The 19,980-nt window shown below is 68.7% G+C and carries 16 protein-coding genes; 5 read left to right on the top strand and 11 right to left on the bottom strand.

Features of this window, described 5'->3' with window-relative positions; all coding sequences use genetic code 11:
- Positions 1-23 precede the first annotated feature (23 nt).
- The 6 genes from metC to KCG34_RS03375 all read right to left on the bottom strand — a co-directional run bounded on the left by metC (position 24) and on the right by KCG34_RS03375 (position 6,522).
- Positions 24-1,208, bottom strand: a complete 1,185-nt coding sequence (metC, locus tag KCG34_RS03400) for a cystathionine beta-lyase (RefSeq protein WP_211938997.1) — start codon at positions 1,206-1,208, stop codon at positions 24-26.
- Positions 1,201-2,070 carry a 3-mercaptopyruvate sulfurtransferase gene (gene sseA / locus KCG34_RS03395; protein ID WP_211938996.1) on the bottom strand — a complete coding sequence of 290 codons (870 nt, stop codon included), beginning with the start codon at positions 2,068-2,070 and terminating at the stop codon, positions 1,201-1,203. Before sseA ends, metC begins: the two co-directional genes overlap by 8 nt.
- Positions 2,071-2,078: 8 nt before the next feature.
- A complete protein-coding gene (locus tag KCG34_RS03390) occupies positions 2,079-3,077 on the bottom strand; it encodes a cysteine synthase A (RefSeq protein WP_211938995.1) in 999 nt (332 codons plus the stop codon).
- A 105-nt stretch (positions 3,078-3,182) separates the two neighbouring features.
- Entirely contained in the window at positions 3,183-4,424 is a 1,242-nt protein-coding gene (locus KCG34_RS03385; protein ID WP_249138202.1) for an SAM-dependent methyltransferase, read from the bottom strand.
- The gene (locus tag KCG34_RS03380; RefSeq protein WP_211938994.1) at positions 4,421-5,209 is read right to left on the bottom strand and encodes a DUF1365 domain-containing protein; all 789 of its coding nucleotides are present in this window, start codon (positions 5,207-5,209) and stop codon (positions 4,421-4,423) included. The genes KCG34_RS03385 and KCG34_RS03380 overlap by 4 nt, the downstream gene beginning before the upstream one ends.
- Positions 5,206-6,522 carry an NAD(P)/FAD-dependent oxidoreductase gene (locus tag KCG34_RS03375; RefSeq protein WP_211938993.1) on the bottom strand — a complete coding sequence of 439 codons (1,317 nt, stop codon included), beginning with the start codon at positions 6,520-6,522 and terminating at the stop codon, positions 5,206-5,208. The genes KCG34_RS03380 and KCG34_RS03375 overlap by 4 nt, the downstream gene beginning before the upstream one ends.
- An 85-nt stretch (positions 6,523-6,607) precedes the next feature.
- On the opposite strand from KCG34_RS03375, the gene kdsA reads away from it, so the two are divergent.
- Genes kdsA through KCG34_RS03360 form a run of 3 tightly spaced genes read left to right on the top strand, consistent with a single transcriptional unit; the run spans position 6,608 to position 9,876 of the window.
- Positions 6,608-7,465, top strand: a complete 858-nt coding sequence (gene kdsA / locus KCG34_RS03370; RefSeq protein ID WP_249138201.1) for a 3-deoxy-8-phosphooctulonate synthase — start codon at positions 6,608-6,610, stop codon at positions 7,463-7,465.
- 4 nt (positions 7,466-7,469) lie between these two features.
- Positions 7,470-8,705, top strand: a complete 1,236-nt coding sequence (locus tag KCG34_RS03365; protein WP_211938991.1) for an FAD-dependent oxidoreductase — start codon at positions 7,470-7,472, stop codon at positions 8,703-8,705.
- 40 nt (positions 8,706-8,745) lie between these two features.
- Positions 8,746-9,876 (top strand): DUF3089 domain-containing protein, encoded by a 1,131-nt coding sequence (locus KCG34_RS03360; RefSeq protein WP_211938990.1) that lies wholly within the window; start codon positions 8,746-8,748, stop codon positions 9,874-9,876.
- Here KCG34_RS03360 and KCG34_RS03355 read toward each other — a convergent pair.
- The 4 genes from KCG34_RS03355 to recG form a co-directional block, all read right to left on the bottom strand.
- Positions 9,870-10,082: a hypothetical protein gene (locus tag KCG34_RS03355; protein WP_211938989.1), complete on the bottom strand. Its 213-nt coding sequence runs from the start codon at positions 10,080-10,082 to the stop codon at positions 9,870-9,872. The two genes, KCG34_RS03360 and KCG34_RS03355, sit on opposite strands and share 7 nt — an antisense overlap.
- Positions 10,083-10,198: 116 nt before the next feature.
- Positions 10,199-10,732, bottom strand: a complete 534-nt coding sequence (locus tag KCG34_RS03350) for a UrcA family protein (RefSeq protein ID WP_211938988.1) — start codon at positions 10,730-10,732, stop codon at positions 10,199-10,201.
- Positions 10,733-10,892: 160 nt separating this feature from the next.
- Positions 10,893-12,350, bottom strand: a complete 1,458-nt coding sequence (locus KCG34_RS03345; protein WP_211938987.1) for a mannitol dehydrogenase family protein — start codon at positions 12,348-12,350, stop codon at positions 10,893-10,895.
- Positions 12,350-14,428 (bottom strand): ATP-dependent DNA helicase RecG, encoded by a 2,079-nt coding sequence (recG, locus tag KCG34_RS03340; RefSeq protein WP_211938986.1) that lies wholly within the window; start codon positions 14,426-14,428, stop codon positions 12,350-12,352. Before recG ends, KCG34_RS03345 begins: the two co-directional genes overlap by 1 nt.
- Positions 14,429-14,485: 57 nt before the next feature.
- Here recG and KCG34_RS03335 point away from each other — a divergent pair, with 57 nt between their 5' ends.
- Together KCG34_RS03335 and mfd are read left to right on the top strand one after the other, a co-directional pair.
- The gene (locus KCG34_RS03335; protein ID WP_211938985.1) at positions 14,486-14,767 is read left to right on the top strand and encodes an FAD assembly factor SdhE; all 282 of its coding nucleotides are present in this window, start codon (positions 14,486-14,488) and stop codon (positions 14,765-14,767) included.
- Positions 14,768-14,835: 68 nt separating this feature from the next.
- Positions 14,836-18,306: a transcription-repair coupling factor gene (gene mfd, locus KCG34_RS03330; RefSeq protein ID WP_249138200.1), complete on the top strand. Its 3,471-nt coding sequence runs from the start codon at positions 14,836-14,838 to the stop codon at positions 18,304-18,306.
- Between the two features lie 10 nt (positions 18,307-18,316).
- Here mfd and KCG34_RS03325 read toward each other — a convergent pair whose 3' ends face one another.
- A complete protein-coding gene (locus tag KCG34_RS03325) occupies positions 18,317-19,957 on the bottom strand; it encodes a hypothetical protein (protein ID WP_211938984.1) in 1,641 nt (546 codons plus the stop codon).
- Positions 19,958-19,980 lie beyond the last annotated feature (23 nt).

Below are 19,980 nucleotides of genomic sequence, written 5' to 3'. Positions count from 1 at the left end.
ACCCATGACGCCCCGCCAGACTGCTAGCGGTCGTGCCTATCAAAGACATCCAGCCCGTTTCTGAGATCGGCCTTCAGGTCATCCACGTCCTCCAGCCCGATATGCAGCCTGATCAGCGGGCCGGCGAACTTGGGCGGATATTGCCGCTGCTGCAGCTGGTCCCCCGAGGAAATGGCCAGGCTCTCGAAGCCGCCCCAGGAGAAGCCGAGGCCGAACAGGGTCAGGCGATCAAGGAAGGCGTTCACGGCCGCCTCGGGAACCGGCTTCAGGATGAAGCTGAACAGGCCGCAGGCGCCGGCATAGTCGCGGGCCCAGACAGCGTGGTCGGGGCTTTCGGGCAGACCCGGATGCAGCACCTCCAGCACTTCGGGCTGCTGCGTCAGCCAGTGGGCGATCGCAAGCGCGCTGTCGCCATGGCGGGCCAAGCGCACGGGCAGGGTGCGAAGGCCGCGCATGGCCTGGTAGGCCTCGTCCGGCGCGACCGCCCAGCCGAGGTGCATTACTCCGTCGGCCAAGGCGCGGACCAGCTTCGGGTCGCTGGCCAGGGCGGCGCCCATGAACACGTCGGAGGTGCCGCAGACATATTTGGTCAGGGCCTGGACGCTGAGGTCGATCCCATGGGCCAGCGGCTTGAACAACAGGCCCGCGCCCCAGGTATTGTCCATCAGGGTCAGGACGCCGCGGGCCTTGGCCGCGCGGGCGATGGCTGGCGCGTCCTGCGTTTCGAAGGTCAGAGAGCCCGGCGATTCCAGCACGATCAGCTTCAGGTTCGGGCCGCCGAGCGCCAGGATATCCTCGGCCGAGGCGCGCGGGGGGTAGTAGCCGACCTTGACTCCGTAGCGGGCCAGCATCCGATCGCAGAACCGTCGGGTCGGGGCGTAGATGGTGTCGACCACCAGCACCTCGTCCCCGGCCTTCAGCACAGCCAGCATGGCCGCGGTCACTGCCGACAGGCCGGACGGATAGAGCTCGCCGCCGCGGGCGCCTTCCAGTTCGCACAGGGCTTCGACCAGCGCGCCCTGGGCCGACAGCCCCTGGCGGCCATAGGTGACCTGGCTGTGGTCGTAGAGGTCGGCGGCGCGCGGCATCAGCACCGTCGAGCCGCGCTGGATCACCGGCCCGACCGTGCGACAGACCGCGTCGCCCTTGCCCTTGGGATGTATCAGGCGGGTGGCGTCGGCGGGGCGAGACGGCCGATCCTCAGCCATCGACCGGACCGGTGACGATGGGAGTGTCCGCGCGCGACGCCCATTCGGTCCAGGAGCCGTCATAGACCGCAACCTCGGGCCGGCCGAGGCGCGCCAGGGCGATGGCCAGGATGGCGGCGGAGACGCCCGAGCCGCAGGTGGTGACGATCGGCCGGTCGATGTCGATCCCGGCGCCTTCGAACAGGGCCTGCAACTCCCCGGGCGCCTTCAGCCGGCCGTCGGCGTCGACCACTGCGGCGGATGGCAGGTTGCGTGCGCCCGGCATGTGGCCGCCGCGCAGGCCTGGCCGCGGCTCGGGCGCCTCGCCGGTGAAGCGGGCGGTGGAGCGGGCGTCGAGGATCTGGGCGTTGTGGTCGGTGAGGGCGGTCAAGACTTCGTCCAGGCTGCGCACCAGGCCAGGGCGGAAGTGCGACTTGAACTCGCCGTGCGGCTTCTGCGGCCAGCCGGTCTCCACCGGGTGACCCTCGGCGATCCACTTGGGTAGGCCGCCGTCGAGCACCCAGACCTGATCGTGGCCCATCACCCGGAACATCCACCAGACCCGCGGCGCCGAGAACAGGCCGTGGCTATCATAGACCACGACTGGCGAGGCCGGCTCGACGCCGAGCCGCCGGGCGTGGGTGGCGAAGTCGTGCGCCTCGGGCAGCATGTGTGGCAGGTCGGTCGTATGGTCGGCGATCTCGTCGATGTCGAAATAGAGGGCGCCGGGAATGTGCTTGTCGGCGTGTTCGGCCCTGGGGTCGCGCGGCGTGCCCGGCATGAACCAGCTGGCGTCGATGACGATCAGACCTGGCGCATCGAGGTTTTCGGCCAGCCACTCGGTCGAGACCAGCGGGCTGTCGGAAGAAGGGGCGTGCGTCATGCGTGACCTCAGAGCCAAGGGGGCGTCGGCAATCCACGTTCGGCCAGGAACGACGGATTGAACAGCTTGGTCTGATAGCGCGATCCGTGGTCGCACAGAATGGTCACGATGGTCTTTCCGGGGCCCAGGTCGCGCGCAAGGCGGATCGCCCCGGCGACATTGATCCCTGTCGAGCCGCCCAGGCACAGGCCCTCGTGCTGGGTCAGGTCGAACACCTGCTCCAGCGCCTCGGCGTCGGGGATCTGGTAGGCGTAGTCGACCTCCAGGCCCTCCAGGTTGGCGGTCACGCGCCCCTGGCCGATGCCCTCGGTGATCGAGGTCCCTTCCGATTTCAGCTCGCCTGTCTTGTAGTAGCTGTACAGCGCCGCACCGAAGGGGTCGGCGATCGCGATCGCCACCTTGGGATTGCGCGCCCGCAGGCCCAGGGCCACGCCGGCCAGGGTGCCGCCCGAGCCGACCGCGCTGACGAAGCCGTCGATCGCGCCGCCGGTCTGTTCCCAGATTTCCGGAGCAGTGGTCTCTACGTGCGCCTGGCGGTTGGCGACATTGTCGAACTGGTTTGCCCAGATGGCGCCGTTGGGCTCGACCGCCGCGCGCTCCTCGGCCAGACGGCCGGAATAGCGGACATAGTTGTCGGGGTTGGAATAGGGGACGGCGTCCACCTCCACGAGTTCCGCGCCCAGGAGGCGGATGGCGTCCTTCTTCTCCTGGCTTTGTGTGCGGGGGATTACGATGGTGGTCCGGTAGCCCAGCGCGGAGGCCACGACGGCGAGGCCGATGCCGGTATTGCCCGCCGTGCCCTCGACGATGAGCCCGCCGGGGCGCAAAAGGCCCCGCCGCTCGGCGTCGCGGATGATGTACAGCGCGGCCCGGTCCTTGACCGACTGCCCCGGGTTCATGAATTCGGCCTTGCCCCAGATCTCGCAGCCGGTGGCCTCGCTGGCGCGGTTGAGGCGGATCAGGGGCGTGTTGCCGATCGCCTCGACGACGCTGGACGCTTTGGTCATGGATGTGTTCTCGGGTGGGCCAGTGGCCGTAATATAGGCGCCCGCCGCCGGGAACCATGCCGGGCCCCAAGAGAAAATCTAACAGCCCCAACAGGCTGCTGTCGCTCAGGCCCTGGAGAGGCTCAGCTGGATCACGTCGGTCCGCCCGGTCTTGAACCCGGCCTCGCAATAGCTGAGGTAGAACGACCACAGTCGGCGGAAGCGTTCGTCGAAGCCCAGGCCCTTGATCTCGTCCCAGGCGTCGTGGAAGCGGTGGCGCCATTCAGCAAGGGTAAGGCCATAATCCTGGCCGAACCGGGCGACCTCGCCCCAGGCCAGATTGGCGCGCTCGGCCACCTCGCGCAGTCGCGCTTCGCACCCAAGCATACCGCCCGGGAAGACGTATTTCTGGATGAAGTCGGCCCGTGAGCGATAGTCGTCGAACAGTTCGTCCCGGATGGTGATGATCTGCAGGCCGGCCAGGCCGCCAGGTTCCAGTACGTCGTGCAGCTTCTGGAAATAGGCCGGCCAATAGCGCTCGCCGACCGCCTCGAACATTTCGATCGAGGCCACCCGGTCGAAGCGCCCTTCCACGTCGCGATAGTCGACCAGTCGGATCTCGGCCCGCTCGGCCAAGCCCTGCTCGAACAGGCGCCGGCGGGCGAAGTCGTACTGTTCGCGTGAGATCGTGACGCCGGTGACCTTGGCTCCGACCTCGCGAGCGGCGAACTCGGCGAACCCTCCCCATCCGCAACCGATCTCCAGCACGCTGTGCCCGTGCTCCAGCCGCATGGCGCGGGCCAGGCTGGCATATTTCGACCGCTGAGCGTCGGTCAGACTCTGTCCCGGCTGTTCGAACCGGGCCGAGGAATAGGTCATGCTGGGGTCCAGCCAGCACTGGTAGAAGGCGTTGCCCAGATCGTAGTGCGCATGGATGTTGCGCCTGGCGCCGCGGCGCGTGTTGGGACGCACCAGGTGCCCCAGAGTGTTGAGCACCCGCATCACCGCGTTGCCCTCGACCAGCTTGGCGAGCCGTTCCCAGTTCTGGCTGGCCGAGGCCAGCACGGCGGTCAGGTCGGGGGTCGACCACTCGCCGGCCATGTAGCCCTCGGCGAAGCCGATGTCGCCTGCCGCCAGCACCCGGCGCATGAAGTTGTAGTCGCGAATCTCAACCCGCGCGTGGTGGCCCGGCTCGCTGCCGCCGAGGACGATCTCCCGGCCCGAAGGCAGGACGAAGGTGATGCCGCCCGCGGTCCAGTGCCGCGCGGCGATCTTGACCGCCGCCTGGAACGCCGGCGGCGCGCGTCGCAAGTCCGGCCGCGCTGCGGCCAGGCTGTTCTTCGCCGCCATCTCGACATGCGGGGTCATGCGCGGCGGGCCTCCAGGCGCTTGGTCAGCCGGCCGCGGCTTGCGCCGGCCTTGGGGCCGGGCGCGCGCGGGCCGAAGGGCGCGCCCTTGATCAAGAGGCGCAGAGCTTCCCAATGGATCGCAGCGACCACGCCCAGGGTCATCAACGGCATGAGAAAGAAGAGGTTCAAGAGCGCAGCGTCGCTCAACAGGCGACGCTCCAGCAAAAGGCGGGCATTGAAGTCCGGCCCCGCGGCGCCGTGCTTGACGATCGTCAGGTCGAGCCGCTCGCCGGGCGGTTCCAGGCGGAAGTGATAGCCGCCCTCGACACGGTAGAAGGGCGAGACATAGAGCGCCTTGTCCGCCTCGTGCCGCTCGACCGCGCAGCCCTCAGCCGGGACCACATAGGCGTGGGTCTGGCCGAAGGTGTTGTTGACCTCGTAGATAACCGCCTCCAGCCGCTCGTCCTCGCCGTGGACGAAGAAGATCGACAGCGGGTTGAAGACGAAGCCCACGATCCGCGGGAAGCAGAGCAGGCGGATCGTCAGGGCCTGGGCCGCGATCCCGGCTTCGGCCAGCCGCGCCTCGACCCAGGGGCGCAGGGGCGAGCCGTCCCGCGGGCCGTGGTCTTTGTCGCTGTAGCTGAAAAGGCCAAACGGCCCTCGGCGCAGCAGGGTCAGACCGTCGAAGCGCTGGGCGTCGACGTCGATCAGCAACTGGAACAGGCGATAGCTGAACCGGTGCGGCCGCGGCGCGAAGCGATGATGGGTGGTCCGGCCGACATAGAGGGTCACGGGCTCGCTCACGCCACCCTCCGTTCCGGCTGGGCCTGATCCAGGCCGGGCAGGGGACCGCCCTCGATGCGATGGTCGACGAAGCGCCAGGGAACCTCGCCGCCCAGGGCCAGGGCGGCGCGCAGGCCGGCGGTCAGGCCGTCCTCATGGAAGCCGTGGCCCAGCCAGGCCCCGGCGTACCAGACCCCTCCACGCCCCTGTATGCGGCCGAACTGGCGCTGGGCGGCCAGGGAGGGGGTGTCGAACTGGGGGTGGTCGTAGTCGAAGGCGGCGAAGGTCAGGCGCTCGTCCGGCGCAGACTCGGGATTGAGGCTGACGAACAGCGGTCTTGCCGGATCGATGTGCTGCAGGCGGTTCATCCAATAGGTCACCGAACCCGGACACGCCCCTTGGCTATAGATATAGTTCCACGCGCCCCAGGCCGCACGTCGGCGCGGCATCAGGGCCGGATCACGATGCAGGTAGGCGCGGTTCGGCGCATAGCGGATCGCCCCCAGGAAGGCGTGTTCCTCCTGGTCCGCGTCTGTCAGCAGGGCCAGGGCCTGGTCCGAGTGGCAGGCGAAGATCACCTGGTCGAACAGGTCGGTCGAGCCATCGCGGCTGCGGACCAGCACGCCGGCGGCTGTTCGGTTGACCTCGACCGCCCCTGGGCGCACCTGCGTACCGGCCGTCAATCGCCGGGTCAGCGGATCCAGATAGGCGCGGCTCGTGCCCATCACCGTGCGCCAGGAGGGCTGGATCATCTGCAGCAGGTTGTGGTTGGCGAAGAAGCGCACGAAGCTCTCCGCCGGCGCCGCCTCTACGCCGGCCTCGCTGGTCGACCAGATCGCAGCGCCCATGGGCAGGAGATAGTTCTGCTCGAACGCCGGGCCGTAGCCGCCCAGGCGCAGATATCCGCCGAGGGTCAGGTCGCACAGCACGCCGGCCTCCAGATCCGCCAGGGCCTGGCGGTTGAAGCGGCGAATGTCGGCCAGCATGGCCAGGAAGCGCGGGCTGACCAGGTTCCGCTTCTGTGCGAACACGCCGCCAGGGAAGTTGGACGACCATTCCACCCCGCGGCCGGCGAAGGCGAAGCTCATGTCGGTGGGCACGCTCTCGACGCCCAGGTGCTCGAACAGCCCCAAAAGGTTCGGATAGTTGCGCACATTGTAGACGATGAAGCCGGTGTCGACATCGATGGCCTGGCCATCATAGTCGACCGTGACCGGGTTGGCGTGGCCGCCTAACCGCGCGTCCTTCTCGAAGATCGTCACCTGGTGATGATCTTTGAGAGCGTAGGCGGCGCCGAGACCTGATATGCCTGCGCCGATCACCGCGATCTTCATCTGGCCCCCGTCGGCTCTTGTGCGTTCAAGCTCGGCACGCCACTTCTACGACCCGGTGAGACCCTTGGATTACGGAAGACCAGCTTTGACCCAGCCCAACGCCGTCGTTGACATCAAGACACCAAACGGGGCGGTTGTCCGCATCGGAAACGCGGAGAAGTTGTCGTTCATCGCCGGGCCGTGCCAGCTCGAGAGCCGCCAGCATGCGCTGGAGACCGCGCACGCCTTGAAGGAGATCGCCCAGCGCCTGGGGGTCGGGCTGATCTACAAGACCTCGTTCGACAAGGCGAACCGCAGCTCGATCAGCACCCAGCGGGGCATTGGACTGGCCGAATCCCTGCCGATCTTCGCCGAGATCCGCGAGGTGACCGGCCTTCCGGTGCTGACCGACGTCCACGAGCCGGACCAGTGCGCCCAGGCCGCCCAGGCCGTGGACGTACTGCAGATACCGGCCTTCCTCTGCCGGCAGACCGACCTGCTCCTGGCCGCCGCGGCGACCGGCAAGGTGGTCAACGTCAAGAAGGGCCAGTTCTTGGCGCCCTGGGACATGAAGCACGTAATCGGCAAGGTCCTGGCCGGCGGCAACCCCAATGTCCTGGCCACCGAGCGCGGCGCCTCGTTCGGCTATAACACCCTGGTTTCGGACATGCGGGCCCTGCCGGTGCTGGCCGAGATCGGCTGCCCGGTGGTGTTCGACGCCACCCATTCGGTGCAGCAGCCCGGCGGGCAGGGCGCCACCTCGGGCGGCCAGCGCGAGTTCGTGCCGGTGCTGGCCCGCGCGGCGGTGTCGGTGGGCGTGGCGGCGGTGTTCATGGAGACCCACCCCGACCCCGACCATGCCCCCTCGGACGGCCCCAACATGGTGCCGCTGTCCGAGTTCGAGGCCCTGGCGGCCAATCTCCTGGCCTTCGACGCCCTGGCCAAGCGGCGTCCGGCCGCCTGACCGCATGGCGGCGACCCAGGTCCGGACCTGCTGCTGCATCGTCGGCGGCGGGCCGGCGGGGGTGATGGCCGGATTTCTGCTCGCCCGGGCCGGGGTGCGGGTGACGGTTCTGGAAAAGCACGCCGACTTCCTGCGCGACTTTCGCGGCGACACGGTGCATCCCTCGACCATGCAGGTGCTGGCCGATGTCGGCCTGCTGGACGAGTTCCTGAAGCGCCCACACAGCGAACTGAGCGAGATCAGCGGCAGGATCGGGACGCGGATGCTCAAGCTGGCGGACACGCGCCACCTGCCGACCGCCGCCAAGTTCGTGGCGGTGATGCCCCAGTGGGACTTCCTGAATTTCCTGTCTGGCGCCGCGGACCGCTATCCCGCCTTCAGGCTCCTTATGTCGACCGAGGCCGGGCGGCTGATCGAGGAGGGCGGTCGCGTCGTCGGCGTCGAGGCGCACGGACCAGACGGGGCGCTGGAGATTCGGGCCGATCTGGTGTTGGGCTGCGACGGGCGCACCTCCCAGGTGCGGGCTGAGGCGGGACTGACCGTGCGCGACATCGGTGCGCCGATCGACGTGCTGTGGTTTCGCCTGCCGCGCCGACCGGACGATGCGCAGGCGGCCCTGGGCAATATCGGCCCCGGCTACATGCTGGTGATGATCGACCGCAACGACTACTACCAGTGCGGCTTTGTGATCCCCAAGGGCGGGATCGAGGCGGTGAAGGCTCAGGGGCTGGCGGCGTTCAAGGCCAGCCTCGCCGCGATCCAGCCGATGATCGCCGACCGGCTGGAGGGACTGCGCAGCTGGGACGACGTCAAGCTCCTGACCGTGACCATCGACCGGCTGGAGCGCTGGTGGCGGCCGGGCCTCCTGTGTATCGGCGACGCCGCCCACGCCATGTCGCCCGTGGGCGGGGTCGGCATCAACCTCGCTATCCAGGACGCGGTCGCCGCCGCCAATCAGTTGGCTGCGCCCCTGCGCGAGGGGCGACTGAGCGATGCGGACCTCGCCGCGATCCAGAAGCGACGGACCCTGCCAATGCGGCTGATCCAGGGGCTGCAGGTCGCGGTGCAGGAGCGGGTGCTGGCGCCGGCCTTGAAGGCTGACCAGCCATTCGAGCCGCCGTGGCCCGCCCTGCTTCTGGATCGTGTCCCCCTTCTGAGGCGGATTCCGGCGCGCGTTCTCGGCATGGGGTTCCGGATGGAACGCGTGAAGACCCCGGAGCACCCAGGCGCCGCGGCTTGACCGCTCGCGTCGTACCCCCGCCTCGTGTATCGATGACGTGATGCGGAAGCTTGAGCTGAGCGGCCGGGACTGGTTCCTGGCGGTGATCGTGATCCTGCTGGGCTTGGTGCTGGCGGCGGCGATCCGCTGGCGTCACGACATCCTGCAGACCACCCTCGATCCCAAGCGTCCATTCCAGATCTACCAGCCGCCGCCGGCGCCGGACTATGGCCGTCGGGGCGCCTGGGCCCTGTTGCCGCCCAAAGCCGACCAGCCGAATTCCGGCGACCCGCCCGCCGACGTGTTTTTCATTCACCCGACCACCTTCGACGGCGGCAAGGACTGGAACGGACCGATCGACCAGCCCCAGGCCAATCGGGTGCTGGAACGGGTCATGCTGCCCAACTACGCCGGGCCGTTCCAGCGGGTAGGGCGGCTGTTCGCGCCGCGTTATCGCCAGGCCAGCATCTATACCGAACTGACCCTGCGCGACGACGCGCGCGAGGCCCGGGCGTTTGCTTATGACGACATCCGCCGAGCCTTCGATTTCTACCTGGGCCGGTTCAACCAGGGCCGGCCGATCCTGCTGGTCGGCGTGGAGCAGGGCGGCACTCTGGCCGAACGCCTGCTCAGGGAGGAGACCGACGCCCACCCAAGCCTGCGCCAGCAGCTGGTGGCGGTCTATCTGATCGACGCAGTGGCGCTGAGCTCGGACTATTATGGGGCCAGCGCGCCGCTGCCGGCCTGCCTGGACCGGCACGAGGCCCACTGCGTGGTCGGCTGGACCCAATCGTTCGATTTCGATCTCAAGGACATTCGCAACACCTACGACCGATCGATGGTCTGGGAGGGAGATCACCTGGTCAATGTAGGCGGCCGGCCGATCCTCTGCGTGAACCCGGTGCTGGGCGCCGCCTCCACTCAGAAAGCGAGCGCCCGCAGCAACCTGGGCGCGGCCAACGCCACCGACATGGAATGGGGCTTGCGGCCAGCCATACTTGGCCGCCAGGTCTCGGCCCAGTGCGTCAACGGCGTATTGCGGGTCTCGCGCCCGGCTTCGCCGTCCTTGAAAACGCCCGGCGGCTGGCTCGACCAGCTGAAGGAGCCTGGCTACAACCTCTTCTACGCCGACCTGGAAGCCGACGCCCGGGCGCGTCTAGCCCAGGCGCTGGCGGCGCCGGCGCCTCAGTAAGGGCTGCGGTATCGACGCAGGAAGGCGCGACCTCGGTCCGATCGCAACTGGTGGTCGAGGTCCGGCGCAGCCAGCGAGACTTCGCCGGTTTCCGACCGGTTGATGGTGACCGTATCGCCATCGTGCAGGCCCAGGGTGGCTGCGCTGTCCGGCGGCAGCCGGATGACGAGGCCCTCGCCGAGTTGCTCGACCCTCAAGGTTGTCATGCGTTCCTCCGTCCGCGGTCCGAGGCCGCCTGGGGCGGCGCCGAATTCCGGAACGGAGCTTATCAGCCCTGGCGAGCTCAGCCCAGCGCCCCGAGGCAGGGGCGGGCCGGCACACGCTATCGCGGCGACCGTTGCGCAAGGGCGACCGGGTGAGGCGCCGCGCGCGACGCCGTCTCGCGCCAGAGATCGAACTGGCTCATCGCCTGATTGACCAGGGCCTTTACGCAAGGCGTGTCGTCCACATAGTCCGCGATCGCTTCGATCAGGGCCAGATCGGTGCGGCAGGCTTCTATGGCGCCGTGCAGGATTCGCCTCTTGAGCTGGCCGACGCCGGTCTCGGTGGAGAGGTCCAGCCCCGCGGCGGAAACTTTCATTTTGACGGTCTCGCTGGTTTGCGCGGCGGCGCCGTCGATGCCTGATGTCGCGCCCAAGACGAGGGCGGCGGTGAAGACAGGAATGAGCTTGTTGATCATGGTCGTGCCCCCATAGCCTCGCTTGGCGGCGTGGAGCCGCCGGGCGAAGGTCGATGGTGATTTCGGTTGAACCCAGGCGCCCACGTCGCCGCAGGCGTCGTCAGATGAAGACTGCTGACGGAAGACGCTCGATCGAGGATTCAAATATATAAGAAATGCCGCCTGATTGGTAGGCAAATACCTGACAATGTGCGTTCTGGGTGACAGTCGTCACCAATAGTACTGCGTATTTACAGTTCAGGTTGTTGTAAATTTCAACTCTAAACATCTATCTCTTCGCCTTGACGGCGCTGTTCTATCCATGGTCGAGCGGCTGCTTCTTCGCCGAGCGGCGTGCTCACGATCGTTCCAGCAGCGCTCTCAACTCGCCGGCGGAAAGGCCCGCAAGGGCCGAGGCCGTCGCGGCGCGAAAGATCGGTGAAGCGGCGATGCGGGATGGGAATGCGGAGCCCGAGGCCAGAAATCCGCCGACGACCGCATCGGCGTCGCCCGGTGCTCGGGCCAGGACCGCCAGGGTGTCGGCCAGCGGATCGACCAGGGCGCCGCCGGCGCGGGTCTCCTGCACCACGAAGGCGATCCATGCGGCGATGGGAATGCACAGCCGCCCGATCGGCCGGCCATCGGCCAGGGCCCGCTCGATGGTCGCAAACAGGCGCACGGGCAGCTTCTGCGAGCCGTCGACGGCGATCTGGGAGAGGCGATGGCGGATCGCCGGATTGCGGAACCGGTCGAGGATCGCGGTGATATAGGCGCTGAGGTCGAGATCGGCGGACGGTTTCAGGCTCGGCGCCACATCCTCACGCAAGAGGCGCTCGATGAACCTTGCGAGGCCGGGCTCGGCCATGGCCTCGGCCACCGTTTCGAACCCCATCAGCGCGCCGATATAGGCGAGGCTGGAATGGGCGGCGTTCAGCAGGCGCAGCTTGGCCTGTTCGAAGGGTCCGACATCCTTGGTCAGCTGTACGCCGCAGGCGGCGAGGTCAGGCGCTCCGGGCTTAAGGCGATCCTCGACCACCCACTGGGTGAAATGTTCCCGCTGCACCGGCCAGGCATCGTCGAGGCCGAGTTTGCCGGCGACCAGATTGCACAGCGCATCGTCGGTGGCAGGTGTGATGCTGTCGACCATGCTGCTCGGGAAGGCCACGGCCTCGGCGATCCAGTCCGCCAAGGCCGCGTCGCCCTGGGCTCGGGCCAGGGCCAGCACGGCCGCGCCGAGCTTGTGCCCGTTGCCCGGAAGGTTGTCGCAGCTCAGCACGCTGAGCGGGGCGCACCCCTGGGCCCTGCGCCGGCGCAGGCCCTCCACCAACCAGCCAACAGCGCTGGCCGGGACCGCGGGCGTGGCCCGATCGCGCTCGATGTCCGGGTGACGGAAGTCGAGCGATCCGTCGGCCGCGAGGCGGTAGCCCTTCTCGGTCACGGTCAGGGTGACGAGGGCGGTTTCCGATGCGGCCAGGCGGGCAAACACCTGGGCCGGCGTCTCGGGGGCCACCAGGATCTCCCCGATGGCGCCGATCACCCTGAAACCGACCTCCTTGTCCAAGGTGACCAGCGTGTACAGACCGTCCTGCGGCGTCAGGGCGTCCCGCACCCCGGGGTTGTTCGGCGAGACGGCGCATATCCCCCAACGCGGGTCACGGTGCAGCAGCGCGTCGAAATAGGCGGCTTGGTGCGCCCGGTGAAAGGCGCCGGGCCCGATATGCACGATGCCGATCGAAGTCGCCTTGCGGTCGTAGGCCGGCCTTTCGACACCGGCAGGCAATGACGACAGGGTGTTTTCGCTCAAACGGGCCCGCATCAGCCCGCCTCCGTGACGCCGCCCGAGCCCGGTCGCCAGTCGAACAGCGCCTGGAGCACCCTGATCGCCTGGCCCCGCGGGCTGGCGAGGTCGGGGTCGCGGGCCAGGACCAGGCGGGCGTCGTCGGCGGCTATAGCGATCAGGTCGCGGTGGGCGACCGGGTCGGCGAGACGATAGGCGGGAAAGCCGCTCTGTTTCAGGCCCAGGGGATCGCCGCCGCCCCTGAGCTCCAGGTCTTTCTCGGCGATGAGGAAGCCGTCGTCGGTCCGGCGCAGGATGTCCAGCCGCGCCTCGGCGGTCTTGGAAAGCGGCGGATCGTACAGCAGCACGCAGCTGCTTTCCCGCGCGCCGCGTCCGACCCGGCCGCGCAGCTGGTGCAGCTGGGCCAGGCCGAAGCGGTCGGCGTGCTCGATGACCATGATGGTGGCGTTGGGGACGTTGACCCCGACCTCGACCACGGTGGTGGCGACCAGCACCTTGAGTTCGCCGTCAGCGAACTCGGCCATCACCGCGTCCTTCTCGGCGGGGGGCAGGCGGCCATGGACCAGGCCGACGCTGGGGCCGATGTGCTTTCGAAGGTCCTCGGCCCGCGCCTCGGCGGCGGCGAGGTCGCTGAGTTCGGATTCCGAGACCAGCGGGCAGATCCAGAAGGCCTGGGCGCCGGTGGTGACAGCCTGCTTCAGGCGGGCGACGATCTCGCCCATCCGGCCCTTGGGCGCCGCGCGCGTCGCGACCGGCTGGCGGCCAGGCGGCTTTTCGTCCAGGCGAGAGACGTCGAGGTCGCCATAGACGGTCAGCTCCAGGGTGCGCGGGATCGGGGTGGCGGACATGGCCAGCAGATGCGTCGCCGGCCCCTTCTCCTGCAGTCGCTGGCGCTCGGAGACGCCGAACCGATGCTGCTCGTCGACCACCGCCAGGGCCAGGCGGCGAAAGCGCACCTCGTCCTGGAACAGGGCGTGGGTGCCGACCGCGATCATGGCCTCAGCACCGGCCAGGGCCATCAGCTTGTCGGCGCGCACCGCGCCCTTGTCGCGGCCGGTGAGCAGGACGGCGCGCACGCCCTGCGCTTCCAGGGGGGCGGCGATGGTCTCGAAGTGCTGGCGGGCCAGGATTTCGGTCGGGGCCATCAGGGCCGACTGGAAGCCAGCCGCGGCCGCATCGGCCATGGCCAGCATGGCCACCACGGTCTTGCCGGCCCCCACATCGCCCTGAAGCAGCCGCGACATCCGCTCGCCCGACTGCAGGTCGCCGCGGATCTCGGCCAGGCTGCGGACCTGGGCGCCGGTGAGGGCGAAGGGCAGGTGTTTCTCGATGCGGGTGGCGAGATCCGAGGCCGGGATCGGTTCGGCCGGCTGGCTGCGCCGCTGGGCCTTGCGCTGGGCCATGGCCAGCTGATGGGCGAACAGCTCGTCATAGGCCAAGCGCCGCTGGTGCGGGGCGAGGGGAGAGAGGTCGGCGTCGCTGGCCGGCGCATGGCGGCGGGCCAGGGCCTCGCGCCAGCCGGGGAAGCTCTCGCGCGCCAGGAAGGCAGGGTCCTGCCATTCCGGAAGGTCGGCGGCCCGCTCCAGCGCTTCCAGGGCCAGCTTGCGCACCGTGCGCGGCGGCAGGCCGGCCGTGGCCGGATAGACCGCCTCGCGCGTCGGAATCTCGCCGGCCCGCTCGATCGGGAGCAGATAGTCGGGGTGGGCCATCTGCAGCTCGCTGCCGAAATGATCGACCTTGCCGCTGACCGCGCGCTTGGCCCCCACGGGGTGGCTGCGCAGAAGGTGGTCGCCCTGAACCTTGAACCAGATCAGGGTCAGGAAGGCCGTGCCGTCGAAGGTGCGGATGCGATAGGGCTGGTTCGAGCGCTGAGGCGGCAGGTGGGCGTCGATGGTGACGTGCAGGGTGGCGATCTCGCCGTCTCGGGCCTGGTTGGCCGCGACCACGGGGCGATGCACCAGGTTCTGCGGCCCCAGGAACAGCACGTCGCGCACCAGGGGCCCCGCCAGCTTCTCGAGCAGCGGCGCGGTCCTCGGGCCGACCCCTTTCAGGTTGGCGGAGGGCGCGAACAGGGGAAACAGAATCTGCGGGCGCATGAAAGGAGCATAGCTTGGGTGGCGGCGTGCGCGCGCACGTTCTATATGCGCGACCTCATGAGCGATCCCCGCCTGAACAAGATCCGCTACCGCGCCTGGCACAGGGGCTTTCGAGAGGCCGACCTGATCCTGGGCCCCTTCGCCGACGCGCATCTGGCCGAGCTCAGCGACACTGAGTTGGACGCCTTCGAACACTTGATCGACCAGCCTGACCACGACCTCTACGGCTGGATCATCGGCCGCGACCCCGCGCCGGCCGAGATGGAAGGTCCGGTGCTGGACCGCTTGAAGGCGTTCCACCTGACTGTCGGCGCGAGCGGTTCAGGCAGGGGCGCATGAACGGCTCGACCTGAGTTCACCGCTCGCGTTCGCTTCCCGAATTGACCGATACTTTAGGACCTATCCCGTTGCCCTCGCCGCAAGACCAAAAGCGCATCGCCCAGTTCGACGGCCGCCTGATCCTGGGATCGGCGCCGGAGGGCTTTGACGCCCTGGTGATGGCCGACATCGCCCGGGCCCGCGGCGGCCTTTCGGTGTTCGTGGCGCGCGACGGCGCCCGGGCCTCGGCCTTCATCGACGCCATGGGCTTCTTTGCGCCCGAGATCGAGATCCTGCGCCTGCCGTCCTGGGACTGCCTGCCCTATGACCGGCTGGGGCCGTCGGGCGGGATCTCGGCTCAGCGCATGGCGACCCTGTCGCGCCTGGCCGGGGGCGAGGCGGACGGCAAGCCGCGGCTGCTGGTCACCCAGGTTCCGGCGCTCTTGCAGCGCACGCCGCCGCGGGAGGTCATCCACCGCGCCAGCTATCGCGCCGCCACGGGCCGTGACGTCGATATCAAGGACCTGGAGCGCTATTTCGCCATCAACGGCTATCGACGCGCCTCGACCGTCACCGAGGCTGGCGAGTTCGCCGTCCGCGGCGGGGTGATCGACGTATTCCCGCCGGGTCAGGAAGAGCCCGTGCGCCTGGACCTGTTCGGCGACACCCTGGAATCGATCCGCGCCTTCGATCCCTTCACCCAGCGCTCGACCAAGCAGCTCAAAGCCATTGATCTCTTGCCGGTTTCCGAGGCGCTACTGGACGCAGACAGCATCTCGCGCTTCCGCAAGGGCTATGTCGGCCATTTCGGCGCGCCGGGTGACGACGCCCTTTATGCTGGCGTGACCGAGGGGGTGCGCAAGGGCGGGGTCGAGCACTTCCTGCCGCTGTTCTACGACCGGCTGGAGACCCTGTTCGACTACCTGCCGGACGGCGCCCTGATCGGCGTCGACCACCTGGCCAAGGAAGCGCGAGACGAGCGCCTGGCGATGATCGCCGACGCCTATGACGCGCGCAAGGAAAGCGCCCAGGGCCGCAGCGGCTATCACGCCCTGGAGCCCGACGCCCTCTATCTGACCGCCGAGCAGTGGGACGCAGCCTTGGGCGACCGCGCGCACCGCCTGTTCACGCCCTTCCAGCACGACGACGACCTGGCTGTGGTCGACATGGGCGCGCGCCAGGGCCGCACCTTCGCAGCCGAGCGGGCGCAGGACAGCGTCAACCTGTTCCAGGCCACCGCCGACCACGCCAAGGCGCTGAGCGCCCAGGGCAAGCGGGTGCTGTTCGCCAGCTGGTCGGAGGGTTCGTCCGAGCGCCTGGGCTCGATGCTGGCCGACCACGGCCTTTCCGGCATCGCCCTTTCACCCTACTGGCAGGCGGCCAAGGCGGCCGATCCGAAGAAGCCCCAGCGCGTGGTGCTGCCGCTGGAGACCGGATTCGAGACCGACAACCTGGCGGTCATTTCCGAGACCGACATCCTGGGCGACCGCCTGGCTCGGCCCAAGCGCCGGCGGCGGGCGCAGAACTTCCTGGCCGAGGCCGCCTCCCTGACCCCCGGCGATCTTGTGGTGCACATCGACCACGGCATCGGCCGCTACGAAGGGCTGAAGACCCTGGATGTGCAGGACGCGCCGCACGACTGCCTGGAACTGCACTATGCCGGCGAGTCCAAGCTCTATCTGCCGGTCGAGAACATCGACCTTCTGACCCGCTACGGCAGCGAGACCGACGGGGTGCAGCTGGACCGGTTGGGCGGCGCGGCCTGGCAGGCGCGCAAGGCCAAGGCCAAGGAACGGCTGCGCGAGATGGCCGAGGGCCTGATCGCTATCGCCGCCGCCCGCCAATTGAACCAGACCGAGGAAGTCGATCCGCCGAGCGGCGTCTTCGACGAGTTCTGCGCCCGCTTCCCCTATGAGGAGACCGAGGATCAGCTGGCGGCCATCGCCGACGTGCTGACCGACCTTGCGGCCGGCCGTCCGATGGACCGGCTGATCTGCGGCGACGTGGGCTTCGGCAAGACCGAAGTCGCCCTGCGCGCGGCCTTCGTCATGGCCATGAGCGGCAAGCAGGTGGCCGTGGTCTGCCCGACCACGCTCCTGGCCCGCCAGCACTACAAGACCTTTTCCGAGCGGTTCGCCGGTTGGCCGGTCAGGGTGAGCCGCCTGTCGCGCCTGGTTCCTGCCGCCGAGGCCGCCAAGACCCGCGAGGGTCTGGCCAGGGGCGAGATCGAGCTGGTGATCGGCACCCACGCGGTCTTGTCCAAGCAGGTCGGCTTCAAGAACCTCGGCCTCGTCATCGTCGACGAGGAGCAGCACTTCGGGGTCAAGCACAAGGAGGCGCTGAAGGAGCTGCGCGCCGAGGTGCACATGCTGACCCTGTCGGCAACGCCGATCCCGCGCACACTGCAGATGGCCCTGTCCGGCATCCGCGAGATGTCGATCATCGCCACCCCGCCGGTCGACCGCCTGTCGGTCAGGACCTACATCACCCCGTTCGACCCGGTGGTCGCGCGCGAGGCGCTGCTGCGTGAGAAATATCGCGGCGGCCAGGCCTATTTCGTCGCCCCGCGGATCAAGGACCTGCCGGACCTGGAGAAGTTCCTGCGCGAGCAGGTGCCGGAGGTGAAGTTCATCGTCGGCCACGGCCAGATGGCCCCGACCCAGCTGGAAGACGTGATGAGCGCCTTCTACGACGGCAAGTACGACGTGCTGCTGTCGACCACCATCGTCGAGAGCGGACTCGACATCCCCACCGCCAACACCCTGATCATCCACCGGGCCGACATGTTCGGCCTGGCCCAGCTCTACCAGTTGCGGGGAAGGGTGGGGCGCTCCAAGGCCCGCGCCTACGCCTACCTGACCACCCCGCCGGAGAAGCAGCTGACCCTGTCGGCCGAGAAGCGGCTGAAGGTCATGCAGTCGCTGGACAGCCTGGGCGCCGGCTTCCAGCTGGCCAGCCACGACCTCGACATCCGCGGCGGCGGCAACCTTCTGGGCGACGAGCAGAGCGGCCACATTCGCGAGATCGGCGTCGAACTCTATCAGCAGATGCTGGAAGACGCGGTCGCCGAGCTGAAGGCGCATGGGCCGTCGGCGCTGGAGACCGCGCGTGGCTGGTCGCCTCAGATCAATACCGGCGTCGCGGTGCTGATCCCCGAGGACTATGTGCCGGACCTCAATGTGCGCCTGGCGCTCTACCGGCGCCTTTCGGAGGCGGAGAAGACCGGGGACCGCGAAGCCCTGGCCGCCGAGCTGATCGACCGCTTCGGTCCCCTGCCGCCCGAAGCCGACCAACTGCTCAAGGTTGTGGGCATCAAGGGCCTGTGCCGCACCGCCAACGTGTCCAAGATCGACGTCGGACCCAAGGGCGCGGTGATCGCCTTCCGCGACGACGCCTTCCCCAATCCGGTCGGCCTGGTCCAGCTGATCCAGAAGAAACCCGCCATCTGGCGCGTGCGCCCGGATCAGAAGCTGGTGGTCAAGGGCGAATGGGAGAGCGCCAACGCCAGGCTGCGGGCGGCCGAGCTGATCATGGAGGACCTGGCGCGGCTGGTGACCTGACGGCCGCGGCTCAGCGCCTGACGATCCTGTAGAGCACGGCGAAGCCCGCATCGCGGACCAGGGCCAGCCGCCCTGGCGGCGGGGCTACGCCGTTGCGGTCCGGATAGTCCGCGTTCAGCACCAGCACATAGTCGAACCGCGAGCGCCAGGCGCGGACATAGGACGCATTGGCGGGGATCAGGCGGGCGTCGCTGAGGGCGTCGACGCTGGCCAACTCGCCGCCCTCGGGGTTGGCGATCTGGTCCCAGGGACTCTGCAGCCGGATCGGGTGTACGCCGCGCTGGGCGAATTCAGTGGGAACAAAGGCGCCGTGGTCGGGCAGGGCCATGGCCTGCAGATGCCGGTAGGTCGCCTCGTGGTGGAAGATGAAGCGGCCGCGGGGCGCGGCGGCGAGTTCGGCAGGGCTGGCGACATGTTGCACCGGCAGCACCGCGGCGCCGGCCGGAACCGCGCTCATGGCCGCCGCCACCTCGTCGGATAGGCGCTCGGCGCCCTGCCAGCTCCATCCGATCCAGGCGGTCCGCAGGATGACCAGGCCAAAGGCCGCAAGCGCGAAGACCAGCCCTGCCGCACGGCGGGCGGGGAAGGTAGCCTGCACGCCCGACAGCAGGACGAGCAGGGCCATGATCGGCAGGCGCCGGTCGGTCCAGCCGCCCTGTGGCGTGGCGCTGGGCAGGAACGGCTGGATGATCAGCAGCACCAGGGCCAGGCCCACGAGCCCGGCGTGAAGCCTGATCTTGCCTTTCCAAAGGGCGAACAGTACGGCGCCGGCAAGCAACACGGCCAGGATCGCATCGATCCTCAGGTCATAGCTGACCAGCGGCGAGGTCAGGGCGAGCAGGGTGTCGCTGAGAGTGTTCCAGGCGTATTTCAGCCCCGCGCCGGCCGGGTGGTGATTTCCCGGCGTCACGCGATAAGCCAGGCTGAGCAGCAGCACGGGGACAAAGCCGCTGAACGCGGCGGCGATGCTGCGCACCAGTCGCGGGCCGATGGGCTGGGCGCCGGGGCCGGTTGGTCCGAAGGTCAGGGCTCCGATCAGCAGGCTGTAGAACAGTAGCGCCAGGGCGTGGTCCAGGAACAGGATCACACCGCAGAGGCATCGCGCAGCCATCAGAACGGCCGCTCCGCGCGCCTTGAAGATGGGGTCCAAGGCTGCGAACAGCAGCGCCAGCCCCAGCCCGATCTGGTAGTTCAGAAAGCCGGCCAGGACGGTCAGCGTCCAGGCGAAGAAGGGGATCAGCAGCTGGGTCGCGTTGCCCCCGCCGAATACGCGCCGGTTCAAGAGGATCGCCCCCAACGGTGGGAGCATCACCGCGGCCGAGAGGCAGAGGCGGCCGATCTGGTCAGCGGTCAGCACCCCGCCCAGCAGGCGGGCGGCAAGGTCGACGCCCAGGTCGCTGGTGATATGGCCCCAGTCGACGCTGTAGAAAGGGACCGCCGGGCGCCCGGGCATGTCGTTTGCGATCAGCCAGATCCGGGCCAGATGGTTCTGGTAGTCGCAGAGCGCCGGGTGCGCGAACAGCAGGATCGGCGCAGACAGGGCTGCGAACGACAGGGCGATCTGCCATGGAGCCAGAGAACGCCACGAGGCCCCGCTGAACGCCTGCGCGTCTGCGCGCGCTGCGAGCGCTGCTGATCCTTCCCCGCCCATGCGGCCCCCAACGCCATCCCAGC

The sequence above is a fragment of the Phenylobacterium montanum genome (genome assembly GCF_018135625.1).
GTDB lineage: Bacteria > Pseudomonadota > Alphaproteobacteria > Caulobacterales > Caulobacteraceae > Poindextera > Poindextera montana.
Note: the sequence above shows the minus strand (reverse complement) of the source record. Positions and strands in the feature narration are given on the sequence as shown.

Bases quoted from the DNA above. Each gene is read 5' to 3' on its own strand.
- metC (WP_211938997.1), bottom strand. From the start codon at position 1,208: ATGGCTGAGGATCGGCCGTCTCGCCCCGCCGACGCCACCCGCCTGATA.
- sseA (WP_211938996.1), bottom strand. From the start codon at position 2,070: ATGACGCACGCCCCTTCTTCCGACAGCCCGCTGGTCTCGACCGAGTGG.
- KCG34_RS03390 (WP_211938995.1), bottom strand. From the start codon at position 3,077: ATGACCAAAGCGTCCAGCGTCGTCGAGGCGATCGGCAACACGCCCCTG.
- KCG34_RS03385 (WP_249138202.1), bottom strand. From the start codon at position 4,424: ATGACCCCGCATGTCGAGATGGCGGCGAAGAACAGCCTGGCCGCAGCG.
- KCG34_RS03375 (WP_211938993.1), bottom strand. From the start codon at position 6,522: ATGAAGATCGCGGTGATCGGCGCAGGCATATCAGGTCTCGGCGCCGCC.
- KCG34_RS03365 (WP_211938991.1), top strand. From the start codon at position 7,470: ATGGCGGCGACCCAGGTCCGGACCTGCTGCTGCATCGTCGGCGGCGGG.
- KCG34_RS03360 (WP_211938990.1), top strand. From the start codon at position 8,746: ATGCGGAAGCTTGAGCTGAGCGGCCGGGACTGGTTCCTGGCGGTGATC.
- KCG34_RS03355 (WP_211938989.1), bottom strand. From the start codon at position 10,082: ATGACAACCTTGAGGGTCGAGCAACTCGGCGAGGGCCTCGTCATCCGG.
- KCG34_RS03345 (WP_211938987.1), bottom strand. From the start codon at position 12,350: ATGCGGGCCCGTTTGAGCGAAAACACCCTGTCGTCATTGCCTGCCGGT.
- recG (WP_211938986.1), bottom strand. From the start codon at position 14,428: ATGCGCCCGCAGATTCTGTTTCCCCTGTTCGCGCCCTCCGCCAACCTG.
- KCG34_RS03335 (WP_211938985.1), top strand. From the start codon at position 14,486: ATGAGCGATCCCCGCCTGAACAAGATCCGCTACCGCGCCTGGCACAGG.
- KCG34_RS03325 (WP_211938984.1), bottom strand. From the start codon at position 19,957: ATGGGCGGGGAAGGATCAGCAGCGCTCGCAGCGCGCGCAGACGCGCAG.